Origin of the sequence: Pantoea sp. App145, assembly GCF_047947045.1 — a bacterium.
Lineage (GTDB): Bacteria > Pseudomonadota > Gammaproteobacteria > Enterobacterales > Enterobacteriaceae > Pantoea.
The window spans coordinates 628502-653532 of record NZ_CP133290.1; the positions used below are offsets into that span (position 1 = coordinate 628502).

Here is a 25031-nt window from a genome sequence, read left to right on the forward strand (position 1 = left end):
AATATTTCGAGACCTATGTTCGAATTTATTGAATAAGGCAGCACGCACGGTCAGGGCAGCAGAGGCAAATTATGCTATGATGCCGCTCATTAATTGATTGAATCCGCCGGTATTTCCGGCCGGCAGTGCCTGAGCATTGCCACAACAGGTAACTCATCACTATGTCATCATCCGCTACTTCTCCTTTGGCCCCATTCTGGACGCGACTCGAAAACCTGATGTTGCGCGATCGCCAGCGCCTGCAGCGTCGGCTACATGGCGCAACCAAAGTGAAAAATTCCGCCGCACAAGAGGGGATTGCTGCCGAGCTGGAGGCCGAATTCAGCCAGGCGGAGCAGCGCGTCGCCCAGCGTATGGCCGCGACACCCCGCATCACTTTCCCGGAAAATCTGCCCGTCAGCCAGAAACAGCAGGCAATTGCCGAAGCCATTCGCGACCATCAGGTGGTCATCGTGGCGGGTGAAACCGGTTCGGGCAAAACGACACAGCTGCCGAAAATCTGTCTGACGCTGGGTCGGGGTGTGAAAGGGTTGATTGGTCATACCCAGCCGCGCCGTTTGGCTGCGCGTACCGTCGCTAACCGTATTGCCGACGAGCTGGAGACATCGCTCGGTGGCTGCATTGGTTATAAGGTCCGTTTTAACGATCAGGTCAGCGACACCACCCAGGTGAAGTTGATGACCGACGGTATTCTGCTGGCCGAGATTCAGCAGGACCGCATGTTGTTGCAGTACGACACCATCATCATCGATGAAGCGCATGAACGCAGCCTGAATATCGATTTTCTGTTGGGCTATCTGCGCGAGTTGCTGCCGCGTCGTCCGGATCTGAAGGTGATCATCACCTCCGCTACCATCGATCCGCAGCGCTTTTCGCGTCACTTTAACAACGCGCCGGTGATTGAAGTGTCTGGCCGCACCTTCCCGGTGGAAGTGCGTTATCGTCCCATCGTTGAAGAAGCGGACGACACCGATCGTGACCAGTTACAGGCCATCTTTGATGCGGTGGATGAACTGGGCCGGGAAAGCCGTGGTGATATCCTGATTTTTATGAGCGGTGAGCGTGAAATCCGCGACACCGCCGATGCGCTGATGAAGCGTGATCTGCCCCACACCGAAATTTTGCCGCTGTATGCGCGTCTGTCGAATGCGGAACAGAACCGGGTATTCCAGTCTCACAGCGGGCGACGCATCGTGCTGGCCACCAACGTGGCGGAAACCTCGCTCACTGTACCAGGCATTAAATACGTTATTGACCCCGGCACTGCGCGTATCAGTCGCTATAGCTACCGCACCAAAGTGCAGCGCCTGCCGATTGAGCCGGTGTCCCAGGCCTCGGCGAATCAGCGTAAAGGCCGTTGCGGCCGTGTCTCGGAAGGCATCTGTATCCGGCTGTACTCAGAAGACGATTTCCTGAGCCGCCCGGAATTTACCGACCCGGAGATTCTGCGTACCAACCTGGCGTCGGTTATTTTGCAGATGACCGCGCTCGGCCTCGGCGATATTGGCGCGTTCCCGTTTGTTGAAGCCCCGGATAAACGTAATATCCAGGATGGGGTCAGGTTGCTGGAGGAACTGGGGGCGATCACCGTCAATGAAGACGGGCACTACAAACTGACCGCGTCCGGGCGGCAGCTGGCATTGCTGCCGGTGGACCCGCGCCTGGCGCGTATGGTGCTGGAAGCGCAGAAATTTGGTTGTGTGCGTGAAGCGATGATCATCACCGCGGCGCTCTCGATTCAGGATCCGCGTGAACGTCCGGTGGAGAAACAGCAGGCATCGGACGAGAAACACCGGCGATTTGCAGATAAAGAGTCCGACTTTCTCACGTTCGTGAATTTGTGGAACTACCTGCAGGAACAGCAAAAAGCGCTGTCGGGGAATCAGTTCCGTCGCCAGTGTAAAAGCGACTACCTCAACTATCTGCGCGTACGTGAATGGCAGGATATTTACACCCAGCTGCGCCAGGTGGTGCGTGAGCAGGGGATGCCGGTCAACAGCGAACCGGCACCCTATCGTGAAGTTCACTGCGCTTTACTGAGCGGGCTGCTATCGCATATTGGCCAGAAAGATGCCGATAAACAGGAGTTTACTGGCGCACGCAATGCCCGCTTCTCCATCTTCCCCGGTTCCGGTCTGTTTAAAAAACCGCCGAAATGGACCATGGTGGCGGAACTGGTAGAAACCAGCCGTCTGTGGGGTCGTATCGCCGCCCGCATCGATCCGGAGTGGATCGAGCCGCTGGCGCAGCATCTGATCAAGCGCAGCTACAGCGAGCCGCACTGGGAGAAAGCGCAGGGCGCAGTGATGGCGACTGAAAAGGTCACACTGTACGGTTTGCCGATTGTGCAGGCACGTAAGGTGAATTACAGCCAAATCGACGCGCCACTGAGCCGTGAATTGTTTATCCGCCATGCGCTGGTGGAAGGTGACTGGCAGACGCGTCACGCCTTTTTCCGCAATAATCAGAAGCTGCGTAGCGAAGTCGAAGATCTGGAACATAAATCACGTCGCCGCGATATCCTGGTGGATGATGAGACGCTGTTTGCCTTTTACGATCGGCGTATCGGCAGTGACGTCGTTTCGGCACGTCATTTTGACAACTGGTGGAAAAAAGCCAGCAAAGATAATCCTGACCTGCTCAGCTTCGATAAGCAGATGCTGATTAAGGATGGGGCGGAAAAGGTCAGCCAGCTTGATTACCCGAATTTCTGGCATCAGGGCAACCTGAAGCTGAAACTCAGTTATCAGTTTGAACCGGGTGCCGATGCCGATGGGGTAACGGTACATATCCCGCTGCCGCTGCTTAATCAGGTTGATGAGACCGGGTTCGAGTGGCAAATCCCCGGCGTGCGCCGCGAACTGGTGATTGCCCTGATTAAATCGTTACCGAAACCGGTACGACGCAATCTGGTGCCCGCCCCGAACTATGCTGAAGCCTTCCTCGGTCGTGTAACCGCGCAGGAATTGCCGTTGCTGGATGCGCTGGAACGCGAGTTCCGCCGGATGACGGGGGTCACCATTGACCGCGAAGCCTGGCAATGGGATCAGGTGCCCGATCACCTGAAAATGACCTTCCGCGTGGTGGATGAACATAACCGCAAGTTACAGGAAGGCAAAGATCTGCATCAGCTGAAGTTGGCGCTGAAAGGGAAAGTGCAGGAAACGCTGTCTAAAGTGGCGGATGACGGGCTGGAGCAGAGCGGTCTGCATATCTGGAGTTTCGGCGATTTACCGCAAAGCTATGAGCAGAAACGCGGTAGCTATCAGGTTAAAGCCTGGCCTGCGCTGGTGGATGAGAAAGATAGCGTTGCGATTCGCCTGTTCGACAGCGAGCAGGAGCAACAAAAAATGATGTGGCGCGGTCAGCGTCGCTTATTGCTGCTGAACATTCCATCGCCGATCAAGTATCTGCACGAGAAGCTGCCCAATAAGGCCAAACTCGGATTGTACTTTAACCCGTATGGCAAAGTGCTGGAGCTGATTGACGACTGCATCGCCTGCGGTGTGGATAAGCTGATGAGCGAAGCAGGGGGGCCGGCGTGGCAACAGGAAAACTTTGAACAGCTGCGCGACAAAGTCCGTGCCGAACTGAACGAGACGGTTGTCACCATTGCGAAACAGGTGGAGCAGATCCTGACCTGCGTTTTCAATATCAACAAACGCCTGAAAGGTCGGCTGGATATGTCACTGGCGCTGGCACTGGCGGATATTAAGAATCAGATGAGCGGGCTGGTGTATCGTGGTTTCGTGACCGGCAACGGCTGGCAGCGTCTGGCAGATACCTTGCGTTATTTGCAGGGCATTGAGCGTCGTCTGGAGAAATTGCCGGTCGATCCACATAGCGATCGCGCCCGCATGCTGAAAGTACAGGCTGTGGAGCAGGCGTGGCAAAGCTGGCGTAACAAGCTGCCGCCGCAGCGTCAGGATGATGCGGAAGTGCTGGCGATTCGCTGGATGCTGGAAGAGTTGCGTATCAGCTACTTTGCCCAGCAACTGGGGACGCCTTACCCGATTTCGGATAAGCGTATTTTGCAGACCATGGAGCAGATGAATTAATCGCACGTTCATCGTAGCGGCGCGATTTATCGCGCTCTTTTGACCTTCGGGGTTAAAAAAACGCGCGATAAATCGCGCTGCGACATCGGGTTAGCGCAATGTTATTGCGCTAACTCCTCCAGCTTGTCGCGGAACGAGGTGACCGCAATGGCGCGGTTATCCGCACGGTAACGATCGGCAGGCGCAGGGGCGGAGCTTTGCACCGCAATTAATTGCCAGCCGTCATCTTTCTTCAGCAGCAGCGGTGAACCGCTGTCGCCGGGCAGGGTATCGCATTGGTGCGACAACACCGCGCGCTGTGCCCAGCCGGTAATCAGACAATCGCTGTGCGAATACAGCGTATCCAGATGATCTGCCGGGTAACCAGCCTGAGTTACCTGACGTCCTGTGGCTTTCAGCGCGTCCGTCAGATCGCCACGCGAACCGTCAAACAGCGGAATCGGCGTGATAGCGGAGGGCGGGTTGTGCAGGATAATCAAACCGTAATCAAAAGGTGCGGCGTCAGGCGGAACAATCCAGCCTTCACCATCGGCTTTCAGCTTGCGTGCCAGTGAGGGTTCCACGCGAGCATCGATATCATGAATTTCATAGCGCCAGCCTTTTTTGCCAGCCATAAAACGCAGCGCTACGGGTTTATCGAATTTGCCTGGTGGGGTCAGTAAACAGTGACCTGCGGTTAATGCCAGATGGGCAGAAATCAGCGTAGCAGTGCAGAGGTTGCCGCTTTCGGTCTCCAGTTGACCAATGGCATCCCAGGGCGCAGCGCTGACATCGGTAATGGCTTTGCGGTGATCCTTGCCAAAGAACAGCGTTTTAATCTCGTCCGGGCTTGGCCCGTCTTCGTCATCGGCATGTGCTGCAAGGTTAAAACTGAAAATACCAACAAATAACAGGATAGCCAGGCGCATAGTTCTCTCAATGGCGAGAATAAGTAGAGGTTTTGGTCATCACGCTTGAGCGATAACTATAGTCGGTAAGCGGTAAAATAGGGAGAAATATTGGGATAATCAGCACGCTACAACGACTAAATAAAGAAGCTGGCTGCGACAATGCCGCACAGGATCACCACAATCAGAATGATTTCGAAGCGATAGCGACGCACCATGTTCCGCTACTCCAGTAAACAAACACCCGGCAGAACCGGGTGTTTTAATCATTAATGCAAGGTCGGGCGCGCAGAGGCAACCTTATTTAGCGGCTTTTTTGGTCGCTTTTTTGTGGTGCTTTTTAGCAGCCTGAGCTTTCTGTGCAGCAGGTTTAGTTACTTTTTTGTGGTGCTTTTTAGCAGCCTGGGCTTTCTGTGCAGCCGGTTTGGTTGCTTTTTTGTGGTGCTTTTTAGCAGCCTGAGCTTTCTGTGCAGCAGGTTTGGTTACTTTTTTGTGGTGCTTTTTGGCAGCCTGAGCTTTTTGTGCGGCTGGTGCTGCTTTTTTCTTTGCTGCTTTTTTGTGTTTCTTGGCAGCCTGAGCTTTCTGTGCAGCGGCTTTCTTGTGTTTATGAGTAGTCGCTTTGTGTTTAACCGGTGCAGCGGTAGTGGTTGCAGCAGCAGCCGGAGCCGGGGTAGCAGTGGTTTCAGCTGCGAAAGCTACAGAAGACAGACCCATAGCAGCGGCGATCACCAGCGCAAATAATTTTTTCATTGCAAATTCCTCGAACTATTTTTTCATGTGTAGCCCACTGCGGGGCCGGTGAAATGACTATATGAAATTGCAGGAATTCTTTCCGTGAGGGATTGGTATCGGCGTGTAACGGAATGTACAAAGGAAGGTAAAGGAATGGAAAAGGCGGCCAGCAAGGCCGCCGCGCAGTTTAATCAGCCAGATAACGTTGTTCAAGATGCTGGCGGAAATAGTGCGGATTTAAGCTTTCTCCGGTGGCGTTGACCAGCAATTGCCCGGTCGGGAAACGGCTGCCGTGCTGCCAGATATTCTGTTGCAGCCAGTCAAACACCGGTTGTAAATCCCCCTGCAGAATCAGCTCGCTGACCTGTGGAATGGCGCGCTTCACCGCCTGGAACAGCTGTGCCGCATACATGGCTCCGAGGGTGTAGGTCGGGAAGTAACCAAAGGCTCCATCCGTCCAGTGGATATCCTGCATACAGCCATCACGATAATTGCCTCGTGTATCCATGCCGAGTGCATCCTGCATCTTTTCATCCCACAGCGCAGGAATATCGTCTACCTCGATCTCGCCCTCAATCAACGCACGTTCAATCTCGTAACGTAAAATCACGTGTGCCGGATAGCTGAGTTCGTCGGCATCAACACGGATCAGGCCCGGTCTCACACGTTGCGTCAGACGGATAAAATTATCACTGGCGAGGGCGGGCTGATCGCCCATCAGCGCAATCACCTGCGGCTGGATTCGTTGCAGAAACTCGCGGCTGCGTCCCAGCTGCATTTCCATAAACAGACTTTGCGATTCGTGCATCGCGGTGGAACGCGCATGCGCAACCGGCTGCCCGCGCCACTGCTGGGGCAGATTCTGTTCATAACGGGCGTGACCGGTTTCGTGGATCACCCCCATCATCGCGCTGAGAAATGCGTTCTCATTGTAACGGGTGGTGATGCGGACATCTTCCGGCACACCGCCGCAGAAAGGGTGGGCACTGACGTCGAGACGGCCATGATTGAAATCGAAGCCGAGGGTGCCCATCAGGCTCAACCCGAGTTGCTTTTGTGATTCGATAGCAAACGGACCGACCGGCGTGGTGACGGGATGCTGCAGTTGTTTTGCCACCACTTTTTGCAGCAGTTCCGGCAGCCAGCTTTTTAACTCGCCAAAGGTCTGGTCAAGCTGAGCACTGGTCATACCCGGTTCGAACACGTCAAGCAGTGCATCGTAGCGGGAGACGCCCAACGCCTCAGCACGCAGCTGTGCTTCTTCGCGGCTCAGTTTCACCACATCTTTCAGATTGGCGGCGAATCCCTGCCAGTCATTCGCCGGGCGCTGCTGACGCCAGGCGTGTTCACAACGGGAACCCGCCAGCGATTTTGCTTCAACTAATGAGGCCGGGAGAAGGGTAGCCTGTTGCCAGGCGCGGCGCATTTCCGTCAGGTTTGCCTGCTCCACATCGTTGAGAGATTCCTGCTGCGCGGCATCAAACAAGCCACCGAGGCGTTTATCGGTCAGGATTTCGTGCATAAATACGCTCAGCTCGGCCATGGCTTCACCACGGGCGCGGCTGCCACCGGCAGGCATGGTGGTTTGCATATCCACACCGGCGATAGCGCCTAAATGGCCGAAGCGAGACAGACGCAGAAAAGTGCGGCTAAGTTCCTGATAAGCTGAGGACACGGGGAAACTCCTTGTTAGGTTAAGCGCGACGGGATTTCCCGCAAGGGTAGATCAACCGGCCAGCAAAAGCGAACGCTGGCACCGCCCAGCGGGCTGCTCTCAATGGTGACATTGCCCTGCAACGCAAGGGCGATGGAGTGGACGATCGCCAGACCGAGGCCACAGCCGCCGGTGGCACGATCGCGGCTCGGATCGAGGCGCACAAAAGGCTCAAACACGCGTTCACGCTCTTCCTGTGGAATGCCCGGGCCGTCATCTTCCACCTGCAAACACCCGATACTGCCATCAAACCACAGGCTGACGCGCAGCCGTTGTTGTGCGTAGCGCAGCGCGTTATTGACCAGGTTATCCAGCACGCGCTCCATCAGACGGGTATCAGCGACGCCAACGTTTTCACGTTGCGGAATGTCGAGATCGATTTGCGCCTGCGGATTCACCGCCTGCACATCTTCAATATGCAGGCGCAGCCATTCGGCGAGATCAAAAGATTTCAGGGTGAGATCGACGCGCGGACGGTCGAGGCGCGCATAAGTCAGCAGCTCCTCGATTAAGCTTTCCAGCTGGCCGATATCCCGGTTCAGCGCTGCAGATTCATTTTCGCTCAGGTTTTCACTCATCTCCAGCCGGTAGCGCAGACGTACCAGTGGGGTGCGTAATTCATGGGCGATACCGTCGATCAACTGTTTTTTACTGGCAACCAGCGTGTTGATGTTATCGGCCATCTGGTTGAAGGCGACGCCGAGACGGAACAGGCTGGAGGTGCTGTCAAAATGGGTACGCACATCCAGTTCACCGCGACCAAAGCGCTGTGCTGCCTTTTCCAGCCGCAGCATTTCTTTCCAGTGGGGACGCATCCAGATAAACACGGGCAACGCCAGCGACATGCCGATAAAAGCCAGCAGCGCGATATCCAGCAGACGCATCTGATGCAGATAAAACAGGTAAGGAATCGGGCCAACGGATAACACGTAATGGCTGCGCGGAATGTGTTGCAGGAAGGTGTATTGATCGTCAAGCGCCACGATTTCGCCTGCACGTAACCGCTTCATATCCGGCTCGTCCAGTTCATACTTACTCATCGGCTCGATGTGCAGATTAAAGGATAAATCGAGATCGAGGCTGCGGATGGTTTTGTTCCAGTCACGCGGCGGGATCTCACGCAACTCGCTGCGCATCAAAAACAGCGAACTGGCCATTAAATCATTCATCGACTGGCGTCCGGCGCGTTCGGCGGTGAATTTGTACACCAGCCCTACCAGCAAGGTCATCACCAGAAAGCAGACGAAAAGTAACAGATAGAACTGGATAAAGAGCTTTCTCATGCGGAACGGGTATCCCAGGCCTGCGGCGCGAACAGGTAGCCTTTGTTGCGGATGGTTTTGATGCGGAACGGCTCGGTGGCGCTGTCATACAGTTTCTTGCGCAGGCGCGAAATTGCCACATCAATGCTGCGATCCATCCCGTCATAGCTGACGCCACGCAGGGTTTGTAATAACGCATCACGGTTGAGAATCTGCCCGGCGTGGTTGGCCAGTTCCCACAGCAGGTCAAAGTCAGCGGTCGAAAGGGTGATGTTTTCCTCAAACAACGTGACCTGACGATTCAGCGCATCGATAGTCAGCGAGCCAAAGCGCAGTACCTTCTGCGAACTTTGTACCGCCGGGGTAACTTCCGGCTGGCCGATATGCGCCTGCCGCAAATGCAGACGCAGGCGCGCCAGCAGCACCGCAGGTGGGGTGGTTTTCAGAATATAATCGTTGGCACCCATTTCCAGCGCCAGAATGTGGTTCATATCGCTGTCGAGCGATGTCAGCAACACAATGGGGCCCTGCCAGCTGGCACGTAAGTCGCGACATAAGGTCATGCCGTCTTTGCCCGGCAGCATGATATCCAGCATCACTAAATCGGGATCGGCGGCGGCAATGGTGGCTTCAGCGCGGTCACCGCGCGTTTCCACAATTACTTCAATGTCATGACGTCCGAGGTAGGCAGCGATCAGCTCACCGACTTCCGGTTCATCTTCCACATATACAATCTTGTTCATAATCCACTATGACTGGTGAGTATGGACAGCAGCATAGCGTTTTCAGCTGTCGAGCTCTATGCTACAGCACGAAATATCCTTTGCTCTCTGGTATCCGGGCCGTGAAATGTGCCATTATTAGCAGCGCGTTGTGGCGCAAGGTTCGGAACCGTAATGAAAAACAGGAGGAGTGCGAGGGTGTCTGATAAAGAGCTGGCTTCAGCCGGATACAGTGACCGCATCTGCTTCAATTACAGTGATTTCCTTTCCGCCTCGTGCAAAAAACGCTGGAGCTTCGTTGACGCCATTTATGGTGTGTTGCCCATTTTTGGCATGGTCACCCGTAAATCAGCGCACAGTCTACAGGCCAGCGACGATCATCTGAAAGAATTAGCATTACAAATCATTTCAACTCAGGTCAGTGATGAGATCAACATTGCGCGCCTGATCACCCTGGCTGAACAGCAGCACATCAGCCGTTTCGATATCCAGTTACCTTATCCGCTGTCAGCGGAGCAGCTTGACGCCATCCATCAGGAATATCGTAAGCCGCTCAACCTGACACAGCAGGGTGACCTGCTGTGCGTGACCATCCCCGGACAGCCGCATTAATTTGTCAGCTGCCACACGGCGGGCAGTGATGCGGCGATTAACAAAACGATAGCGATACGTTCCAGCTGTGACAGCGTCTGACTGGCACGGCCGCCACGGCGCGCATACAGAAACAACAGCACACCCGGCGCATACAGCACCACGGACAGCAGCAGATGCAACGGACCTGACGCGTACAACAGCCAGATACCGTACAGGCTGGCACCGATGCCCGTGAGCATCGCCAGGGGCTTTTGCTGCCCGCGAACCACCTTGATCAGATACAAACCGACCAGCAGGTAAGGCACGAGAATCATCTCCGAGGCGACGGTGAGCAGAGTATTGTAATCCGCGCCAGTAACGGCAATCAGAATCAGACACACCTGCACGCTGCCATTGGTCAGCCATAGCGAGGCAGCGGGGGAGTTATGGCGGTTCTGCCGGGCAATGCTGCGTGGAAAAGCCCCCAATTGCGCGGCGAGAAACGGGACTTCAGCGGCCATAATGGTCCAGCTCAGATAGGCACCGCACACCGAGATGATTAAGCCGATGGCGATGACTGCGTCACCCCAGTGGCCGATCAGATGTTGCATCAATCCGGCCATCGAGGGATTACGCATTTGCGCCAGCTCCGCGCGTGGTACCACACCCAGCGACAGCAGCGTCACCAGCAGATAAACCAGCAGCGCGGCCAGCACCGCCAGCATTGTCGCGCGACCCACATCTTGCTTATGGCGCGCGCGGGCTGAGACCACCACCGCACCTTCAACACCGATAAACACCCAAAGGGTGATCAGCATGGTTTGCTTCACCTGCTCCCACAGCGGTTTACCGAGCGCCACACCGCTAAAATCGAGGCGAAAACGATCGTAGTTAAATGCCATTACCGCCAGCACCACAAACAGCAGTAGCGGAACCAGTTTGCCCAGTGTCGCCAGCACATTGATGCTGGCTGCCGTCTGCACGCCGCGCAGCACCAGTGCATGGACCAGCCACAGCAACACCGATGCACCGAGCATCGCCTGCCAGGTATTACCATCCCCAAACACCACGTGATCGGGTGTATCGGTAAAAAAGCTCAGCGCAGAAAACACAATCACCAGATAGGAAACGTTAGCAATGACCGCGCAAAGCCAGTATCCCCACGCCGAACAGAAACCCATCAGCTCGCCAAACCCGGCACGGGCATAGGTAAAGATACCGCCATCCAGCTCGGGTTTGAGGCGTGTCAGCAAGAGCATCGCCAGGGAAAGAAACAGAATTCCCACACCGGTAATTAACCAGCCAATCAGCAACGCCGCCGGACCAGCGACTGCGGCCATATTTTGTGGCAGGCTAAAAACACCCGCTCCCAGCATTGAACTGAGTACCAGCGCGGTGAGTGCACTAAGACCTAATTTTTTATCCAAAACGCCATTCCTGAGCAGCAGAGTATGCTGGGTAAAAACGATTCCGTTGGATAATAACGCGACAAATCGTCGGCTTTGAAACGGAATGCCCTGAAAATCAGGCGGCAGATTTTACGGAGTGCGTAGCGGGAAGGCAATGAATGATGATGCAGAGATGGTTAGCTTTTATGCAAACAGCAGGGCGACGAGTGCCGCCCTGCCTGAAGATTACTTGAACAGGTCTGCGGTGACGGTCAGGTTGCCGCCGCTCTGGTTCTGCCATTGACGGGTGACGTGGTAATACTTCGCCCCTTTATCTCCGGCACGTTTCGCCACTTCTTCAGAAACTTCAGTCGGTGAACCGAAGTGGCCGGTAAAGGTCACGGTATCAAACGGCTGCATCTGTGCCGCGGTAATCGCGTTCACTTCCTGAATTTTCTTACCGTCGGCTAAGGTTACTGTGTAACGCTCACCGGTGGAGGTCTGGGTTTCGAAGAAACGACCCACTTTAGTGGTTGGGGTTTCTGAAGAGGCAACGCCCGGGATCTCAACGTTTTTCGCAGCAGCACCACCTGCGGCCAGTGCGGCTTTACCCGCTTCAGAATCAGCAGGGATCAGGTTCGGGCTCTGAACTTTGCGTTCTTTGGCATCGGCTTTGTAGACATAAGCGGTGACGTACTGGTTACCGCCATTGTTGGCATCGATCTGACGAACAATAAAGAAAGAGGCCGCGCCTTTCTCTTTCGCTGCTTTAGAAATAGCGTCGTTTACATCCGGCTGGCTGGGGAAAAAGCCGCTGACGGAAACGGTATCGAACGGCTCCAGACGGTAAGCTTCTGCTTTTGGCAGCGCTTTTACGCCATTGTAGCTGAGGTATTCAGTCTGCTTTGATGCTTCAGGTGCATCCGCGTGGTACAGATCAGCGGTGACACGCCAGTTACCGCTGTTGCCGTTACTGTCGTTGATGCCCTGAATGTAGTAAGAGGCTGCGCCCAGTTCATCAGCACGTTTTGATACGGCGTCTGCAGCGTCGCCAATCGCGTTGAAACGGCCGGTGATATTAATACGTTGGAATGGCTTCAACGCGGCCGCTTTTTCCGGCGTCAGTTCCTGCGCAGCAAACGCATTGGCTGCCAGCAGTGATAACAAGGTGGACGCCAGAATAGTGTTCTTAAGCTTCATAAAAATGATCCTTCGCCTTACGCAAAAATGAGTACGAAAACGTGCTGGACTCTTGATGTATAACAGATTAGCCGCTGATTATTACATGTAATAATCAGCCTGTCTCAGCCAATTTATCCGACACAGATTGACAATCTACCCGGATTATTCATTGGACTGTCATCAGTATCTGCTATGGCGTTTTTTTGTGCGCGTTACCACTAAATCTGGTAACACTTAGTGCCGTAATAGTTAAAGTATTGTTAAATAAAGGTTTTTAATAACACTAAATTCGCCGTGACACGATTTTGCACAGCATATAATTTTTTAATATGACCAAAACGCAGTGGCAAAACGTGGCATTCAATCTTTGCTTCTGAATATTTGTGTGAATGTCATAAGTATGCATTATCACTGTGGATCGCTATTCATATTTTCAGTAGGTTATAAAGACTTTGTTACATTGCGCATTTCGCTCATAAGTAGCTGAAACATTGTTTCAGTTACCTGAGCCTGTGCCGCTTACAGACCCTCATCCTTTAACCGATGAAAGGAAACAGTATGTTAATTGGGATACCCAAAGAGCGGTTAGCCAATGAATCGCGCGTGGCTGCCACGCCGAAAACCGTTGAGCAACTGATCAAGCTGGGATTCAGCGTCACCATCGAGCAGGGCGCAGGTATTCGTGCCAGTTTTGATGATGAAAGTTTTGTTGCTGCAGGTGCCACCATCAGCAATACCGCTGAGGTGTGGCAGTCAGATATCGTGCTGAAAGTGAATGCGCCCGACGATGACGAAATTGCGTTGACGCGAGCAGGTAGCACCCTGGTCAGCTTTATCTGGCCGGCACAGAATCCGGCGCTGCTGGAAAAACTGGCGGCACGTAACGTCACCGTGATGGCGATGGACTCCGTGCCACGTATTTCCCGCGCCCAGGCGCTGGATGCACTTAGCTCGATGGCGAATATTGCCGGTTATCGTGCCATTGTTGAAGCCGCGCATGAATTTGGTCGTTTCTTTACCGGACAAATCACGGCGGCAGGTAAAGTGCCTCCCGCCAAAGTGATGGTGATTGGTGCGGGGGTGGCTGGTCTGGCTGCGATTGGTGCGGCGGGTAGTCTGGGCGCTATCGTGCGTGCATTCGATACCCGTCCGGAAGTGAAGGAACAGGTACAGAGTATGGGTGCCGAGTTCCTTGAGCTGGATTTCGAGGAAGAAGCGGGCAGCGGCGACGGCTACGCCAAAGTAATGTCAGAAGCCTTTATTAAGGCGGAGATGGAACTGTTTGCTGCACAGGCAAAAGACGTGGATATCATCGTCACCACGGCGCTGATTCCGGGCCGCCCGGCACCGAAGCTGATTACCAAAGAGATGGTTGCCAGCATGAAACCGGGAAGCGTGATTGTCGATCTGGCGGCGCAAACCGGCGGTAACTGTGAGCTGACCGTCGCCGATCAGGTCACGCTGACCAGCAACGGCGTGAAGATCATTGGTTACACCGATCTGCCAAGCCGTCTGCCGACCCAGTCTTCTCAGCTGTATGGCACCAACCTGGTGAACCTGCTGAAACTGCTGTGTAAAGAGAAAGACGGTCAAATCACTGTCGATTTCGAAGACGTGGTGATTCGTGGTGTAACGGTCATCCGTGACGGCGAAGTGACCTGGCCGGCCCCGCCGATTCAGGTTTCCGCTGCACCGAAAGCCGCGCAGCCTGCTGTGGCCCCGAAACAAAAAGTCGAAGAAAAGCCGGCATCGCCGTGGCGTAAATTTGTGCTGCTGGCGTTGGCCGTGGTGCTGTTCGCCTGCCTGGCAAACGTCGCGCCGCCGGAATTCCTGTCGCACTTTACCGTGTTTGCGCTCTCCTGCGTGGTGGGTTACTACGTGGTGTGGAACGTCAGCCACGCGCTGCATACCCCGCTGATGTCCGTGACCAACGCCATTTCCGGCATTATCGTGGTTGGCGCAGTGTTGCAGATGGGGCACGGCGGTTGGGTTACGCTGCTGGCATTTATCGCGGTGTTGATCGCCAGTATCAACATCTTTGGTGGCTTTACTGTCACCCAGCGCATGCTGAAAATGTTTCGTAAGAATTAAGGGGTAACAACATGTCTGGCGGATTAGTCACTGCAGCATACATTGTTGCCGCAATTCTGTTTATTTTCAGCCTTGCCGGTCTCTCTAAACATGAGACTTCAAAGCAGGGTAACATTTTTGGCATGAGCGGGATGGCTCTCGCGCTACTCGCAACCATCTTTGGTCCCAACAGCGGTCACGTTGCCTGGATCCTGCTGGCGATGGTGATCGGCGGTGCAATTGGTGTCCGTCTGGCAAAGAAAGTCGAAATGACCGAAATGCCGGAACTGGTTGCTATTCTGCACAGCTTCGTTGGTCTGGCGGCGGTGCTGGTAGGTTTTAACAGCTACCTCGACCACGCACCGGGCCTGTCGGCGGTGATGGAAAACATCCATCTGACCGAAGTGTTCCTCGGCATCTTTATTGGTGCGGTCACCTTCACCGGTTCAATCGTCGCCTTTGGCAAATTGCGCGGTAAAATTTCATCGCGTCCGCTGATGCTGCCGCATCGCCACAAGCTGAATCTGCTGGCGCTGGTGGTTTCATTTGCGCTGCTGGTATGGTTTGTCCGCACGGAAAGTACCGGTGCACAGGTGTTTGCGCTGTTGCTGATGACGGTGATCGCGCTGGCATTTGGCTGGCACCTGGTGGCCTCTATCGGCGGTGCTGACATGCCGGTAGTGGTCTCTATGCTGAACTCCTATTCAGGTTGGGCAGCGGCGGCGGCCGGTTTCATGCTGAGCAACGACCTGTTGATCGTCACCGGTGCGCTGGTGGGTTCGAGCGGTGCCATCCTGTCTTACATTATGTGTAAGGCGATGAACCGTTCGTTTATCAGCGTGATTGCCGGTGGCTTTGGTACGGATACCAGCGTCGGTGGTGAAAGCGAAGAAGCCGGTGAACACCGTGAGATCAACGTCGAAGAAACCGCAGAGCTGCTGAAATCTTCAACCTCGGTGATCATCACCCCCGGCTACGGCATGGCGGTGGCGCAGGCGCAGTATCCGGTGGCGGAAATCACCGAGAAATTGCGCGCACGCGGTATCAAAGTGCGTTTTGGTATTCACCCGGTGGCCGGTCGTCTGCCTGGTCATATGAACGTGCTGCTGGCGGAAGCCAAAGTGCCGTATGACGTCGTGCTGGAGATGGATGAGATCAACGATGATTTCAGCGATACCGACACCGTACTGGTTATCGGTGCGAACGACACTGTGAACCCGGCAGCGCAGGAAGATCCACGCAGTCCTATCGCGGGTATGCCAGTGCTGGAAGTCTGGAAAGCGCAGAACGTTATTGTCTTCAAACGTTCCATGAATACCGGCTATGCCGGTGTGCAGAACCCGCTGTTCTTCAAAGACAACACCCAGATGTTGTTTGGTGATGCGAAGGCCAGCGTAGAAGGCATCCTGCGCGCGTTGTAATCATCAAAAAATAAGGGCGACCGGTTGGTCGCCCTTATCATTTTTATTCGTCGTCGTCTTCTTCGTCATCATCATCGAGTTCGATGGGTGATTTAAAGTCATCCGGCTTAATCGCCAGCAAATCGCAACGAAGATGGTCGATCACCTGTTCAGCGGTATTACCGAGGAACGCCGCAGATAATCCGGTACGGCCAATGGTGCCCAGCACCACAATTCCCGCGCCCAGATGGGCTGCGATATCGGGGATCACTTCTTCCGGCAAACCTTTTGCCACATGGGTGAACTCTTCACTGATGGAAAACTTCTGCCGCAGCGCTTTCATCGCCACCAGATGCTGGCCGCGAATCGCATCGTTGTAAACGCTGGGATCGAAGTCCGGCAGTTCGATAGCGATGTTTATCGGGGTAATCGGGTAGGCACCCACCAGATGCACTTCGGTATGGTTAACCATTTCCGCCAACACCGTGGTTTCCTGAATCAACTTTTGGTTGAGGGCATCATGATGAGGTTCTTCGCTGGCGAGGTTCACTGCCACCAGCGCTTTGCCGCCTTCCGGCCACGGCTGGTCTTTAACCATCCACACCGGGCAAGGGCATTTACGCAGCAGATGCCAGTCGGTGGGGGTGAAGATCACCGCTTCCAGCCGATCGTGCTGGTGCGCCATCTTCAGCACCAGGTCGTGCTGATGGGTCATGACCTCGTGAATAATCGCTTCAAAGGGGCGGTTATGCCAGATCACCTTGATTTCAATATCGACCCCCGCCTCTAAATAGGCGTGGGCTTGTTCACGGATCCACTCGGTACGCTGGCTTATCACGCCTTTGCGCATATTGCCACGCTCATCTGGCGACAGCAGCGTGGTCATTTCGTATGAAAAATCATAGATAGGCAGGAAAGCTTTGATTTTTCCGCCGATGCGTTGATTGAGATAAACCGCACGCCGCAGCGCGGGTTGATCGTCCTGCTGTGCATCAATCGCGACCAGAATATTTTGGTACCGGGACATAAGGCAATCTCCTCAAAACCAAAGCAAGTTGGGATAAAGATAGCCTAAGTTAGGACAGTGCAGAAGGGAAAAAGTTGTTGCCGGATCAATAAAATAACATTTATCGATCCGGCTGAGTGTCAGGCAGCCTGCTCAGTCTGACCAGCAAGTTCTGCCAGCAAAGCATGGTTTTCAATAGTGATATATTTGCCTTTTACCGCCAGCATGCCACTTTTCTGGAAACGACCGAGTAAACGGCTGATGGTTTCTACGGTTAGTCCCAGATAGTTACCAATATCGCCACGCGTCATGGTCAACCGGAACTCGCGCTGGGAAAAACCGCGCTGACCGAAGCGGCGTGACAGGTTCCAGATAAAGGCTGCCAGGCGTTCTTCAGCGTTCTTTTTCGACAGCAACAGAATCATGTCCTGATCGCCCTTAATCTCGCCACTCATCAGGCGCATCATCTGCTGACGCAGGGCAGGCATTTTGCCGGACAAATCGTCGAGAGTCTCAAATGGGATCTCGCACACCATCGCGGTTTCCAGTGCCTGGGCAAAGCTGGGGTGATGGGCGCTGACAATGGCGTCAAAACCTACCAAATCACCTGCCAGATGGAAGCCGGTAATCTGCTCGTCACCCTGTTCAGTGATGGTGTAACTTTTGATGGTGCCAGAGCGAATAGCGTATAAAGATTTCAGTTCATCACCGGCTTTGAACAATGTCTGGCCTTTCTGAATCGGCTTTTTGCGTTCGATGATATTATCCAGCTGATCCAGTTCGTGCTCGTTCAGCGTGAAGGGAATACACAACTGGCTGATACTGCAATCCTGACAATGGATGGCACAACCGCCAGACTGAATACGTCGAATGCTGCGTTTTTCCGGGATCATAATGTCTACGCTCGATGATTATTGACTGTGGTCAATTTTAACATTTTTCCGTGCAAAGGGCACTCATCCGAGCAGTAATAATCCTCAAAAAAAGTGGGGGTGACGCAAAAATAGTTGATCAGCGCTAATTCCGCTATTTGCCTATAAATTCCGCAAGGGTGTTTTTTGATCTGGAACGATTTGTTGACACTTTTTTTGCACCACCTGTTGCTGGATTTTTGTACAAAAAGTGACAGATGTGATGCCAGAAAGCTTTTGCTACTCTTTCTTCGCTGAATTGTTATGTGGGAATAAACCATGAACCTTGATGATGATGACCTTTTCCGGGATGCCATGGGTGATGTAACACCGTTGAAAGATTGCGCCAATACCCAGTGGCTGCGCACACCGTCCACCAAAGCGCCGCGGGTGCCACAACGCAATGATGAACAGGAAAACTTTCTCACGCGTGGCTTTCTGGAGATTATTTCCCTGGGGACGCCGCTGGAATACAAAGCCGACGGTATCCAGCAAGGGGTTCTGGATAAGCTGCGGCTGGGCAAATACCCACTGGATGCCAGTCTCAATCTGCTGCGTCAGCCGGTAGAAACCTGCCGTCAGTCGTTGTTCAGTTTTATGATGCAGGCGCGCAAGCAGGGGTTACGCAATCTGCTGATCATTCACGGTAAGGGGCGGGAGGATGAATCGCACGCCAATATCGTGCGCAGTTACCTCGCTCGCTGGCTGCAACAGTTTGATGAAGTGCAAACCTTTTGCGTGGCACAACCGCAGCACGGCGGCGCGGGAGCGCTCTACGTTGGATTACGTAAAACTGATAAGGCGCGCCTGGATAACCGCGAACGGCATGCCAAGCGCAGCCGCTAGCTGTGGAACTTACGGATCGTCGCCATTAAGACTTCTGCGCTCAGGCTTAAGGTATTACCGGTGCGGGTGATAATACCCACCGGCTCGCCAGGTCCAACGGAACTGATGGGCAGGGCGCAGAGCGCGTTATGGCTCAAATCTTCTTTAATGGCTCCGGACGGCACAAACCACACATAGTCGTAACGCAGCGCCAGCTGACGCGCCAGTGAGGTGGAAGAGGTTTCAACGCAGTTGGCGGGCAGGGAGCAGTCCTGATCATCCAACATCTGCTGGGCGATACGGCGTGGAGCTGTGCCCTCCGGGGAGATCACCACCGGCCATTGCATGGCGCGTGATAGTGTGACGTTGTCACCTAATAACGGATGTTCCGGGCGCACTACCAGCTTTAGCGACTCCAGAAACAGCAACTCATAAGTCAGGCCAGCCATCATTTCGCTGTCGGCCATGCGACCAATACCGATATCAAATTCCCCGGCCCGTAAACCCGCCAGCAGTACGTTGTTATGCAGGGTGGCCACCTGAACCGTGGTGTTGGGTTGCTGCTGATGAAAACGATCGAGAATTTGCGGCAGCATGCCCATCGCTGCCGTCGTCAGCGCGCCAAGACGAATCACCATTGGGCGTCCTGGCAGCGGGGCGTTGAAGCTCTGCCCGGCATGATTCAATGCATCCAGCACCTTGACCGCATGGGTAAGAAATTGTTCCCCCAGGGTGGTGAGTTGCGCACCGAGTCTGCCACGTTCAAATAAACGGGCACCTGCCAGTTCCTCCAGCTCGTTGAGGGTTTTCGATAGCGCAGGCTGGCTCAGGCTGAGAGTCTCTGCTGCCCGGCCAAGGGTGCCCTGCTGCGCTACCGCAACAAAGGTATGTAAGTGGCGCAAGCGAATGCGCTGATTGAAAAGGATATTTTTGTCCATAACCTCACACTTAATGAGATTTCCAGCGTGCAGGCAACTGGCAAACTGAAATTTTGTTAACCTGGCTGCAAAATTATATTAACAATTTTAGATTGTATTGCGCTAAACGCATAAGTCGCTGTAATCATGGAAAATACCGCATATTAAGCTGCCTGATACATTATCACCGCCTGTAATATCAGAGGGTTAAGATCACAAATCCTGAATAATTCTCAATTACATTCAAAATTACTGCCCGCTATTGTTAACGATGAGCTATCATAAGCGCCGTTTTTTTTACCAAAACTGATGTTTAAATCGGTAAGCCGAAGCAGGGGTTCTGACGTGACCAGCGTTGAAGCAGTAGATGTCCGCCAGCTCATTAATCAGAGCGCATTAAGTAGCTGGCAAAAGCGCCTGATTGGGCTCTGCTTCATTGTCGTGGCGCTGGACGGTATGGATATCGCACTGATGGGCTTTATCGCACCGACGCTCAAAGCCGCCTGGGGAGTCAGCAATCATCAACTCGGCATGGTCATCAGCGCCGCATTGGTGGGGCTGGCACTGGGTGCTGTGGTGGCGGGGCCACTGGCCGACCGTTTTGGTCGCCGCCTGCTGATTCTGCAAAGCGTACTGTTCTTCGGCATATGGACGCTGGCCACTGCGATGGCACAAAACATCGAACAGATGATGTTGTTCCGTTTCCTGACCGGATTAGGCCTTGGCGCGGCCATGCCCAACGTGGGTACGCTGGTGGCGGAATACGCCCCTGAACGCCGTCGCTCCTTCATTATCACCGTGGTATTTTGCGGTTTCACCTTCGGTGCCGCCTCGGGTGGTTTTGCCGCCTCCTGGCTGCTGCCGCGGTATAACTGGCATGCGGTGATGTTGCTCGGCGGTGTGCTGCCGCTGGTGGTACTGCCTTTCTTGCTACACGGTTTACCGGAATCGGTGCGTTTTCTTATCAGTCGTCGGGCACCTGCGGCGCGGATACATGCCATTCTCGATCGTATGATGCCGGGCGCAGTGCAAGCCAATAGCCATTTTCACAGTGCCGAGCCACCCGCAGCACGTCATGGCGCGATAGCCACCGTAGTGTCCCGCCGTTACCTGTTTGGCAGCCTGATGCTGTGGGGCGGTTATTTTATGGGGCTGTTCCTGGTTTATTTGATTGGCAGCTGGTTGCCGTCACTGGTGAATACGCTGGGGATGTCGGTTACCGAAGCCGCAATTATCACCGCGATGTACCAGGCTGGCGGCACCCTGGGTTCACTGTTCGCTGGCTGGCTGATGGACCGCGTCAATGCCAACCTGGCGCTGGCAGTGATCTATTTTTGTGGCGGTATCGCGATTATCGTCCTCGGCTTCTCCCCGGCCGAGGTCGGATTGATGAGTGGCATCGCCTTTTGCAGCGGCTTTTGTTTTAACGGTGCCAATACCGGCATGAACGCGCTTGCTGCCAGTTATTATCCCACCCATGCGCGTGCGACCGGTTCCAGCTGGATGCATGGCGTAGGACGCGTCGGTGCCATCCTGAGCGCCTTTGTTGGCGCGGAATTGCTGTCGCTCGGCTGGTCATTCAGTCATATCTTTCTGATGCTGGCATTCCCGGCGGCGTTAACCACGGTGATGCTGGTCCTGAAATTTCGCTTTGGCGATCCAGAGTAAGCAGGCGAGATCACAGTTCCACGAAATTGTTACCCGGTGTTAAACGGTTGATCTACAGTAGCAACAACCCTTTAGCCCGAGGTGATAATCATGGACAACTTTCTCGCCAGTGATGCCATTCGCACGCTATTTTCTCAGGCCATGTCGGCGATGTACCAGCAAGAGGTGCCGCAATATGGCACCCTGACGCAACTGGTCAGCGCCGTTAACGAACGGACGCTGGAAGCCAATCCCGCCCTGAAAAATCGTCTGGCGGCTGCCGATGAACTTAGCCGCTTAAGCGTGGAGCGTCATGGTGCCATCCGTGTGGGTACGGCTGCGGAGTTAAGCCTGTTGCGGCAGATGTTTGCCGTCATGGGGATGTATCCGGTGGGGTACTACGATCTGTCACAGGCTGGCGTGCCGGTGCACTCCACTGCGTTTCGCCCGGTCAGCGATAGTGCGCTGCGGCGCAATCCCTTCCGCGTTTTTACCTCACTGTTGCGGCTGGAGTTGATTAACGATGAGGCGCTGCGTGCCAAAGCTGCCGCTATCCTCGCGGCACGCGATATTTTTACCCCAGGCTGCCGGGCGCTGATTGCGAAACACCAGCAGCAGGGGGGGCTTACCGCTGCCGATGCTGCGTTATTTGTCAAAGAAGCGCTGGAAACCTTCCGCTGGCATGCGCATACCACGGTAGACAGCGCCACCTATCGTGCGCTGAGCCAGCAACATCGTTTGATCGCCGATGTGGTGTGTTTCCGCGGTTGTCATATCAACCACCTGACCCCGCGCACGCTGGACATTGACCGTGTGCAGGCGCTGATGCCGTCACGCGGTATCGATCCTAAAACGCTGATCGAAGGCCCACCGCAACGTCAGGTGCCGATTCTGTTGCGCCAGACCAGCTTCAAGGCGCTGGAAGAGCCGGTTCATTTTCAGGATGGCTTTCAGGGGACGCACACCGCCCGGTTCGGCGAAATCGAGCAGCGTGGCGTGGCGCTGACGCCGAAAGGCCGCGCGCTGTATGATAAGTTGCTGGCCGAAGCGGGAACCGGTCCTGATAATCAGCACCATCAGCAACATCTGGCTGCGGTGTTCAGTGACTTCCCTGATGATGAAACCAGCCTGCGGGAACAGCAGCTGGCGTGGTTCCGCTATCGACTAACGGAAAAGGGTGTCCAGTCTCCTCCGCGTGCGGAAGAGAGTATGGAGCAGCTGATGAAAGAAGGTCGATTGCTGGCAGAACCCATCACTTATGAAGACTTTTTACCGGTAAGCGCAGCGGGGATTTTCCAGTCTAATCTGGGGGATGAAGCCCAGGTACGCAGTGCGGGCTATGCCAGCCGCGAAGCATTTGAAAACGCGCTGGGTGCAGCGGTGCAGGATGAAATGGTGTTGTATCAGCAGATGCAGCAGCGCAGTCTGGTACGCTGCGGACTGGCATAAAAAGAGCCGGTCTGCGGACCGGCTTGGTATCATTATTGCAGGCGCGGAGTCCGTACCAGCGAGTATTTCCCGGCCCCCAGAAACATAATGGCGAGTGCGCCAAGTGTGTAAAGGGCTTCCGTCTCCAGCGACCATGCACCCACATCCGTCAGGTGCCAGACCACGCCCATTTTGACCAGCAACGTCGCGACAATCATGTTGATCACGATAATGAACGCCGCGGGGCGTGTCATGAAACCAATGATCATCATCACGGGTGCCAGAATTTCCCCGATATAAGCACCGTATGCGATGAAGCCAGGCATACCTCTGACGGTGAGCAGATGCTCAATCCATGCCACACCGTGAACGACTTTAAATTCACCATGAAACAACAGTAATCCGCCAAACGTCAGGCGGAGCAACAATTTAGCGAAGTCCGGATGATCACACATCCGGGTAAACAGCTGATTAATGCCACCGAACATTGCGCTTCTCCATTTCGCCAGGTCAACCTGTAACATTAAATCTAATCGGTAAATGGCAACCCGACAAAAAATCAGAATGGGATGTTGAATCTCGCGTGCGGGTTTTCGGCTTAATCTGCAAATTCCTCAGCAACATGGACAATCACGCCGGGCCTGCAAATAATGGAGGAATCCATGATCAGGGAAGCCGAGATGAAAAACGAACGACGTCTGAGGATCGTGACAGCGGAAGGTGAACTCAGAGGCACAATGGATGATGATCTTTTTGTCTTCAAGGGGATACCCTATGCCGCCCCTCCGGTTGGCGCCTTGCGCTGGCGGCCACCACAGCCGCTGCAACCCTGGCAGGGGGTGCATGATGCCACAGCATGGGGCGATGCCAGCTGGCAAAATCGGGACTACTGCGTCGCGGCAGGTGGCGGTGATCCGGGGCGTTTTAGTGAAGATTGCCTTTATCTGAATATCTGGACGCCTGATATCGAACCCTCCAGACCGCTGCCGGTTATGGTGTGGCTGCATGGCGGCGGATTTGCTATTGGCGCGGGCAGCCTCGATCCTTATCGTGGCAAAGCGCTGGCCGCGCAGGGCGTGGTGGTGGTCACTCTCAATTATCGCCTCGGGCATTTCGGTTTTTTTTCCCACCCGGCACTGGATGCGGAATATCCCGATGGCGGCATGGTGAATAACTTCGCGTTGCTCGATCAGATTGCGGCATTGCAATGGGTGCAGCGCAATATCCCGGCATTTGGCGGCGATCGCCACAATATCACCTTGTTTGGTGAGTCATCGGGGGCGCGTAGCGTATTGTCTTTATGTTGTTCCCCGCTGGCCGAGGGATTGTTCCACAAAGGCATTGTGCAGAGCGCCTATAGCCTGCCGGATATTCCGCGTGCGGAAGCGCAGCAGGCGGGCAAAAAGGTGGTGGCGCATTTCGGGCTGACGGAGGACGCTTCTGCCTCCGAGTTACGCGAGTTGCCTGCGGAGGCGTTCTGGCCGTTGCAACGCCCGCTGGCGCTGGGGCCAGTGCCGATCAGTGGCGATACGGTGTTGCCCCGGCCGATGCTGGCCACTTTTCTGGCGGGCAAACAGCACCGGGTGCCCTTGATGATTGGCAGCAATAGCGATGAAGCCAGCGTGCTTGAGTATTTTGGTGTCGATGCCACCCTGGTGCTTCAGCAGCTGCGGCGTAAAAATCGCTTCAGCTATCGAGTGATTAAGTGGCTGTACGATCTTCATGATGACGCCCTGCTGGGACGTGCCGTGGCGCGTGATATGGCCTTTTCGGTGATGCCGTTGTTGATCGTTAAAGCGCAACATAATATTGGTATGCCTGGCTGGCGTTACTGGTTCGATTATGTTTCCGAACAATCACGCGATCTCTATCCTCACGGCGCCTGGCACGGCAATGAAATCCCCTATGTCTTTAATACGCTGCAGTCGCTGCCTCCGCCAGAAGGGCGCACTTATACCGCAGCCGACCATGCCTTTGCCGCCAAAGTCAGCGCCTTTTGGGTGACGTTTGCCCGGGACGCCAATGAGTTCAGCCATCAGTTGCAGGGTGACGTTGCCTGGCCAGCCTGGCGTGCCAGTGAAGATGTGACGCTGGTGTTTGGCCAGGATAAAGAGAATCCCCTGCGGTTACAGCCTCGTTTTATGCGTGGGCGACTGCGCTTGTTCCGCCTGATGATGCGCAGCATGGTGAAACTTTAATTAACCTGCTAATGATTAAATTCCGCAAACGTTTTTTTAAGGCAAATTTTTCCGCATCCCTCTGATTTAGCTCAGACAATCCTTTTGTATCTGTGGCCGATCCAGCAATTA

The 25031-nt window shown here is 54.4% G+C and carries 19 protein-coding genes; 8 read left to right on the forward strand and 11 right to left on the reverse strand.

The features are described 5' to 3' along the window. Positions 1-161: 161 nt before the first annotated feature. Positions 162-4058 carry an ATP-dependent RNA helicase HrpA gene (hrpA, locus tag RCF31_RS02830; protein ID WP_416412432.1) on the forward strand — a complete coding sequence of 1299 codons (3897 nt, stop codon included), beginning with the start codon at positions 162-164 and terminating at the stop codon, positions 4056-4058. 101 nt (positions 4059-4159) lie between these two features. On the opposite strand, the gene RCF31_RS02835 is transcribed toward hrpA, so the two are convergent. The 5 genes from RCF31_RS02835 to rstA all read right to left on the reverse strand — a co-directional run bounded on the left by RCF31_RS02835 (position 4160) and on the right by rstA (position 9396). Beyond that, complete coding sequence (locus RCF31_RS02835) at positions 4160-4966, reverse strand: trypsin-like serine peptidase (RefSeq protein ID WP_299453639.1); 807 nt, start codon at positions 4964-4966, stop codon at positions 4160-4162. A gap of 279 nt (positions 4967-5245) precedes the next feature. Further along, complete coding sequence (gene asr / locus RCF31_RS02840) at positions 5246-5695, reverse strand: acid resistance repetitive basic protein Asr (RefSeq protein WP_299453641.1); 450 nt, start codon at positions 5693-5695, stop codon at positions 5246-5248. A gap of 169 nt (positions 5696-5864) precedes the next feature. Next, entirely contained in the window at positions 5865-7352 is a 1488-nt protein-coding gene (locus tag RCF31_RS02845) for a carboxypeptidase M32 (RefSeq protein ID WP_416412433.1), read from the reverse strand. A 14-nt stretch (positions 7353-7366) separates the two neighbouring features. Then, entirely contained in the window at positions 7367-8674 is a 1308-nt protein-coding gene (rstB, locus tag RCF31_RS02850) for a two-component system sensor histidine kinase RstB (protein WP_313686350.1), read from the reverse strand. After that, positions 8671-9396 carry a two-component system response regulator RstA gene (gene rstA / locus RCF31_RS02855; protein ID WP_299453650.1) on the reverse strand — a complete coding sequence of 242 codons (726 nt, stop codon included), beginning with the start codon at positions 9394-9396 and terminating at the stop codon, positions 8671-8673. The genes rstB and rstA overlap by 4 nt, the downstream gene beginning before the upstream one ends. A gap of 177 nt (positions 9397-9573) precedes the next feature. Here rstA and RCF31_RS02860 point away from each other — a divergent pair, with 177 nt between their 5' ends. Then, entirely contained in the window at positions 9574-9987 is a 414-nt protein-coding gene (locus tag RCF31_RS02860) for a hypothetical protein (RefSeq protein WP_084874976.1), read from the forward strand. Here the strand turns inward: RCF31_RS02860 and RCF31_RS02865 are convergent. Beyond that, on the reverse strand, positions 9984-11375 hold the full coding sequence (locus tag RCF31_RS02865) for a basic amino acid/polyamine antiporter (RefSeq protein WP_416412435.1): 1392 nt from the start codon (positions 11373-11375) through the stop codon (positions 9984-9986). The two genes, RCF31_RS02860 and RCF31_RS02865, sit on opposite strands and share 4 nt — an antisense overlap. Positions 11376-11582: 207 nt before the next feature. Continuing rightward, a complete protein-coding gene (gene ydgH / locus RCF31_RS02870) occupies positions 11583-12536 on the reverse strand; it encodes a DUF1471 family protein YdgH (RefSeq protein ID WP_208715146.1) in 954 nt (317 codons plus the stop codon). Between the two features lie 540 nt (positions 12537-13076). Here ydgH and pntA point away from each other — a divergent pair. Both pntA and pntB read left to right on the forward strand, forming a co-directional pair. Continuing rightward, positions 13077-14609, forward strand: coding sequence for a Re/Si-specific NAD(P)(+) transhydrogenase subunit alpha (gene pntA, locus RCF31_RS02875; protein ID WP_416412438.1), 1533 nt, complete (start codon positions 13077-13079; stop codon positions 14607-14609). An 11-nt stretch (positions 14610-14620) separates the two neighbouring features. After that, a complete protein-coding gene (gene pntB / locus RCF31_RS02880) occupies positions 14621-16009 on the forward strand; it encodes a Re/Si-specific NAD(P)(+) transhydrogenase subunit beta (protein WP_299453667.1) in 1389 nt (462 codons plus the stop codon). A gap of 43 nt (positions 16010-16052) precedes the next feature. On the opposite strand, the gene uspE is transcribed toward pntB, so the two are convergent. Together uspE and RCF31_RS02890 are read right to left on the reverse strand one after the other, a co-directional pair. Next, positions 16053-17015: a universal stress protein UspE gene (gene uspE, locus RCF31_RS02885; protein WP_084874966.1), complete on the reverse strand. Its 963-nt coding sequence runs from the start codon at positions 17013-17015 to the stop codon at positions 16053-16055. Positions 17016-17134: 119 nt separating this feature from the next. Further along, positions 17135-17887 carry an FNR family transcription factor gene (locus RCF31_RS02890; protein WP_084874964.1) on the reverse strand — a complete coding sequence of 251 codons (753 nt, stop codon included), beginning with the start codon at positions 17885-17887 and terminating at the stop codon, positions 17135-17137. A gap of 297 nt (positions 17888-18184) precedes the next feature. Here RCF31_RS02890 and smrA point away from each other — a divergent pair, with 297 nt between their 5' ends. Then, complete coding sequence (gene smrA, locus RCF31_RS02895; protein WP_299453682.1) at positions 18185-18751, forward strand: DNA endonuclease SmrA; 567 nt, start codon at positions 18185-18187, stop codon at positions 18749-18751. Here the strand turns inward: smrA and RCF31_RS02900 are convergent. Then, complete coding sequence (locus RCF31_RS02900) at positions 18748-19668, reverse strand: LysR substrate-binding domain-containing protein (RefSeq protein WP_313686125.1); 921 nt, start codon at positions 19666-19668, stop codon at positions 18748-18750. The genes smrA and RCF31_RS02900 overlap by 4 nt on opposite strands. Positions 19669-19992: 324 nt before the next feature. Here RCF31_RS02900 and RCF31_RS02905 point away from each other — a divergent pair, with 324 nt between their 5' ends. Together RCF31_RS02905 and RCF31_RS02910 are read left to right on the forward strand one after the other, a co-directional pair. After that, positions 19993-21315 (forward strand): MFS transporter, encoded by a 1323-nt coding sequence (locus tag RCF31_RS02905; protein WP_416412440.1) that lies wholly within the window; start codon positions 19993-19995, stop codon positions 21313-21315. Positions 21316-21405: 90 nt separating this feature from the next. Then, positions 21406-22743 (forward strand): VOC family protein, encoded by a 1338-nt coding sequence (locus RCF31_RS02910; RefSeq protein ID WP_299453689.1) that lies wholly within the window; start codon positions 21406-21408, stop codon positions 22741-22743. 32 nt (positions 22744-22775) lie between these two features. Here the strand turns inward: RCF31_RS02910 and RCF31_RS02915 are convergent, their stop codons facing one another. After that, positions 22776-23210, reverse strand: coding sequence for a DoxX family protein (locus tag RCF31_RS02915; protein ID WP_084874956.1), 435 nt, complete (start codon positions 23208-23210; stop codon positions 22776-22778). A gap of 192 nt (positions 23211-23402) precedes the next feature. Between RCF31_RS02915 and RCF31_RS02920 the strand changes: the two genes are divergently transcribed. Beyond that, the gene (locus RCF31_RS02920) at positions 23403-24920 is read left to right on the forward strand and encodes a carboxylesterase/lipase family protein (protein ID WP_416412443.1); all 1518 of its coding nucleotides are present in this window, start codon (positions 23403-23405) and stop codon (positions 24918-24920) included. Positions 24921-25031: the final 111 nt, after the last annotated feature.

What these genes read in the sequence shown, in the direction of transcription:
- hrpA (WP_416412432.1), top strand. Translation starts at nt 162, where the DNA reads ATGTCATCATCCGCTACTTCTCCTTTGGCCCCATTCTGGACGCGACTC.
- RCF31_RS02835 (WP_299453639.1), bottom strand. Translation starts at nt 4,966, where the DNA reads ATGCGCCTGGCTATCCTGTTATTTGTTGGTATTTTCAGTTTTAACCTT.
- asr (WP_299453641.1), bottom strand. Translation starts at nt 5,695, where the DNA reads ATGAAAAAATTATTTGCGCTGGTGATCGCCGCTGCTATGGGTCTGTCT.
- rstB (WP_313686350.1), bottom strand. Translation starts at nt 8,674, where the DNA reads ATGAGAAAGCTCTTTATCCAGTTCTATCTGTTACTTTTCGTCTGCTTT.
- rstA (WP_299453650.1), bottom strand. Translation starts at nt 9,396, where the DNA reads ATGAACAAGATTGTATATGTGGAAGATGAACCGGAAGTCGGTGAGCTG.
- ydgH (WP_208715146.1), bottom strand. Translation starts at nt 12,536, where the DNA reads ATGAAGCTTAAGAACACTATTCTGGCGTCCACCTTGTTATCACTGCTG.
- pntA (WP_416412438.1), top strand. Translation starts at nt 13,077, where the DNA reads ATGTTAATTGGGATACCCAAAGAGCGGTTAGCCAATGAATCGCGCGTG.
- pntB (WP_299453667.1), top strand. Translation starts at nt 14,621, where the DNA reads ATGTCTGGCGGATTAGTCACTGCAGCATACATTGTTGCCGCAATTCTG.
- uspE (WP_084874966.1), bottom strand. Translation starts at nt 17,015, where the DNA reads ATGTCCCGGTACCAAAATATTCTGGTCGCGATTGATGCACAGCAGGAC.
- RCF31_RS02890 (WP_084874964.1), bottom strand. Translation starts at nt 17,887, where the DNA reads ATGATCCCGGAAAAACGCAGCATTCGACGTATTCAGTCTGGCGGTTGT.
- smrA (WP_299453682.1), top strand. Translation starts at nt 18,185, where the DNA reads ATGAACCTTGATGATGATGACCTTTTCCGGGATGCCATGGGTGATGTA.
- RCF31_RS02900 (WP_313686125.1), bottom strand. Translation starts at nt 19,668, where the DNA reads ATGGACAAAAATATCCTTTTCAATCAGCGCATTCGCTTGCGCCACTTA.
- RCF31_RS02910 (WP_299453689.1), top strand. Translation starts at nt 21,406, where the DNA reads ATGGACAACTTTCTCGCCAGTGATGCCATTCGCACGCTATTTTCTCAG.
- RCF31_RS02915 (WP_084874956.1), bottom strand. Translation starts at nt 23,210, where the DNA reads ATGTTCGGTGGCATTAATCAGCTGTTTACCCGGATGTGTGATCATCCG.
- RCF31_RS02920 (WP_416412443.1), top strand. Translation starts at nt 23,403, where the DNA reads ATGAAAAACGAACGACGTCTGAGGATCGTGACAGCGGAAGGTGAACTC.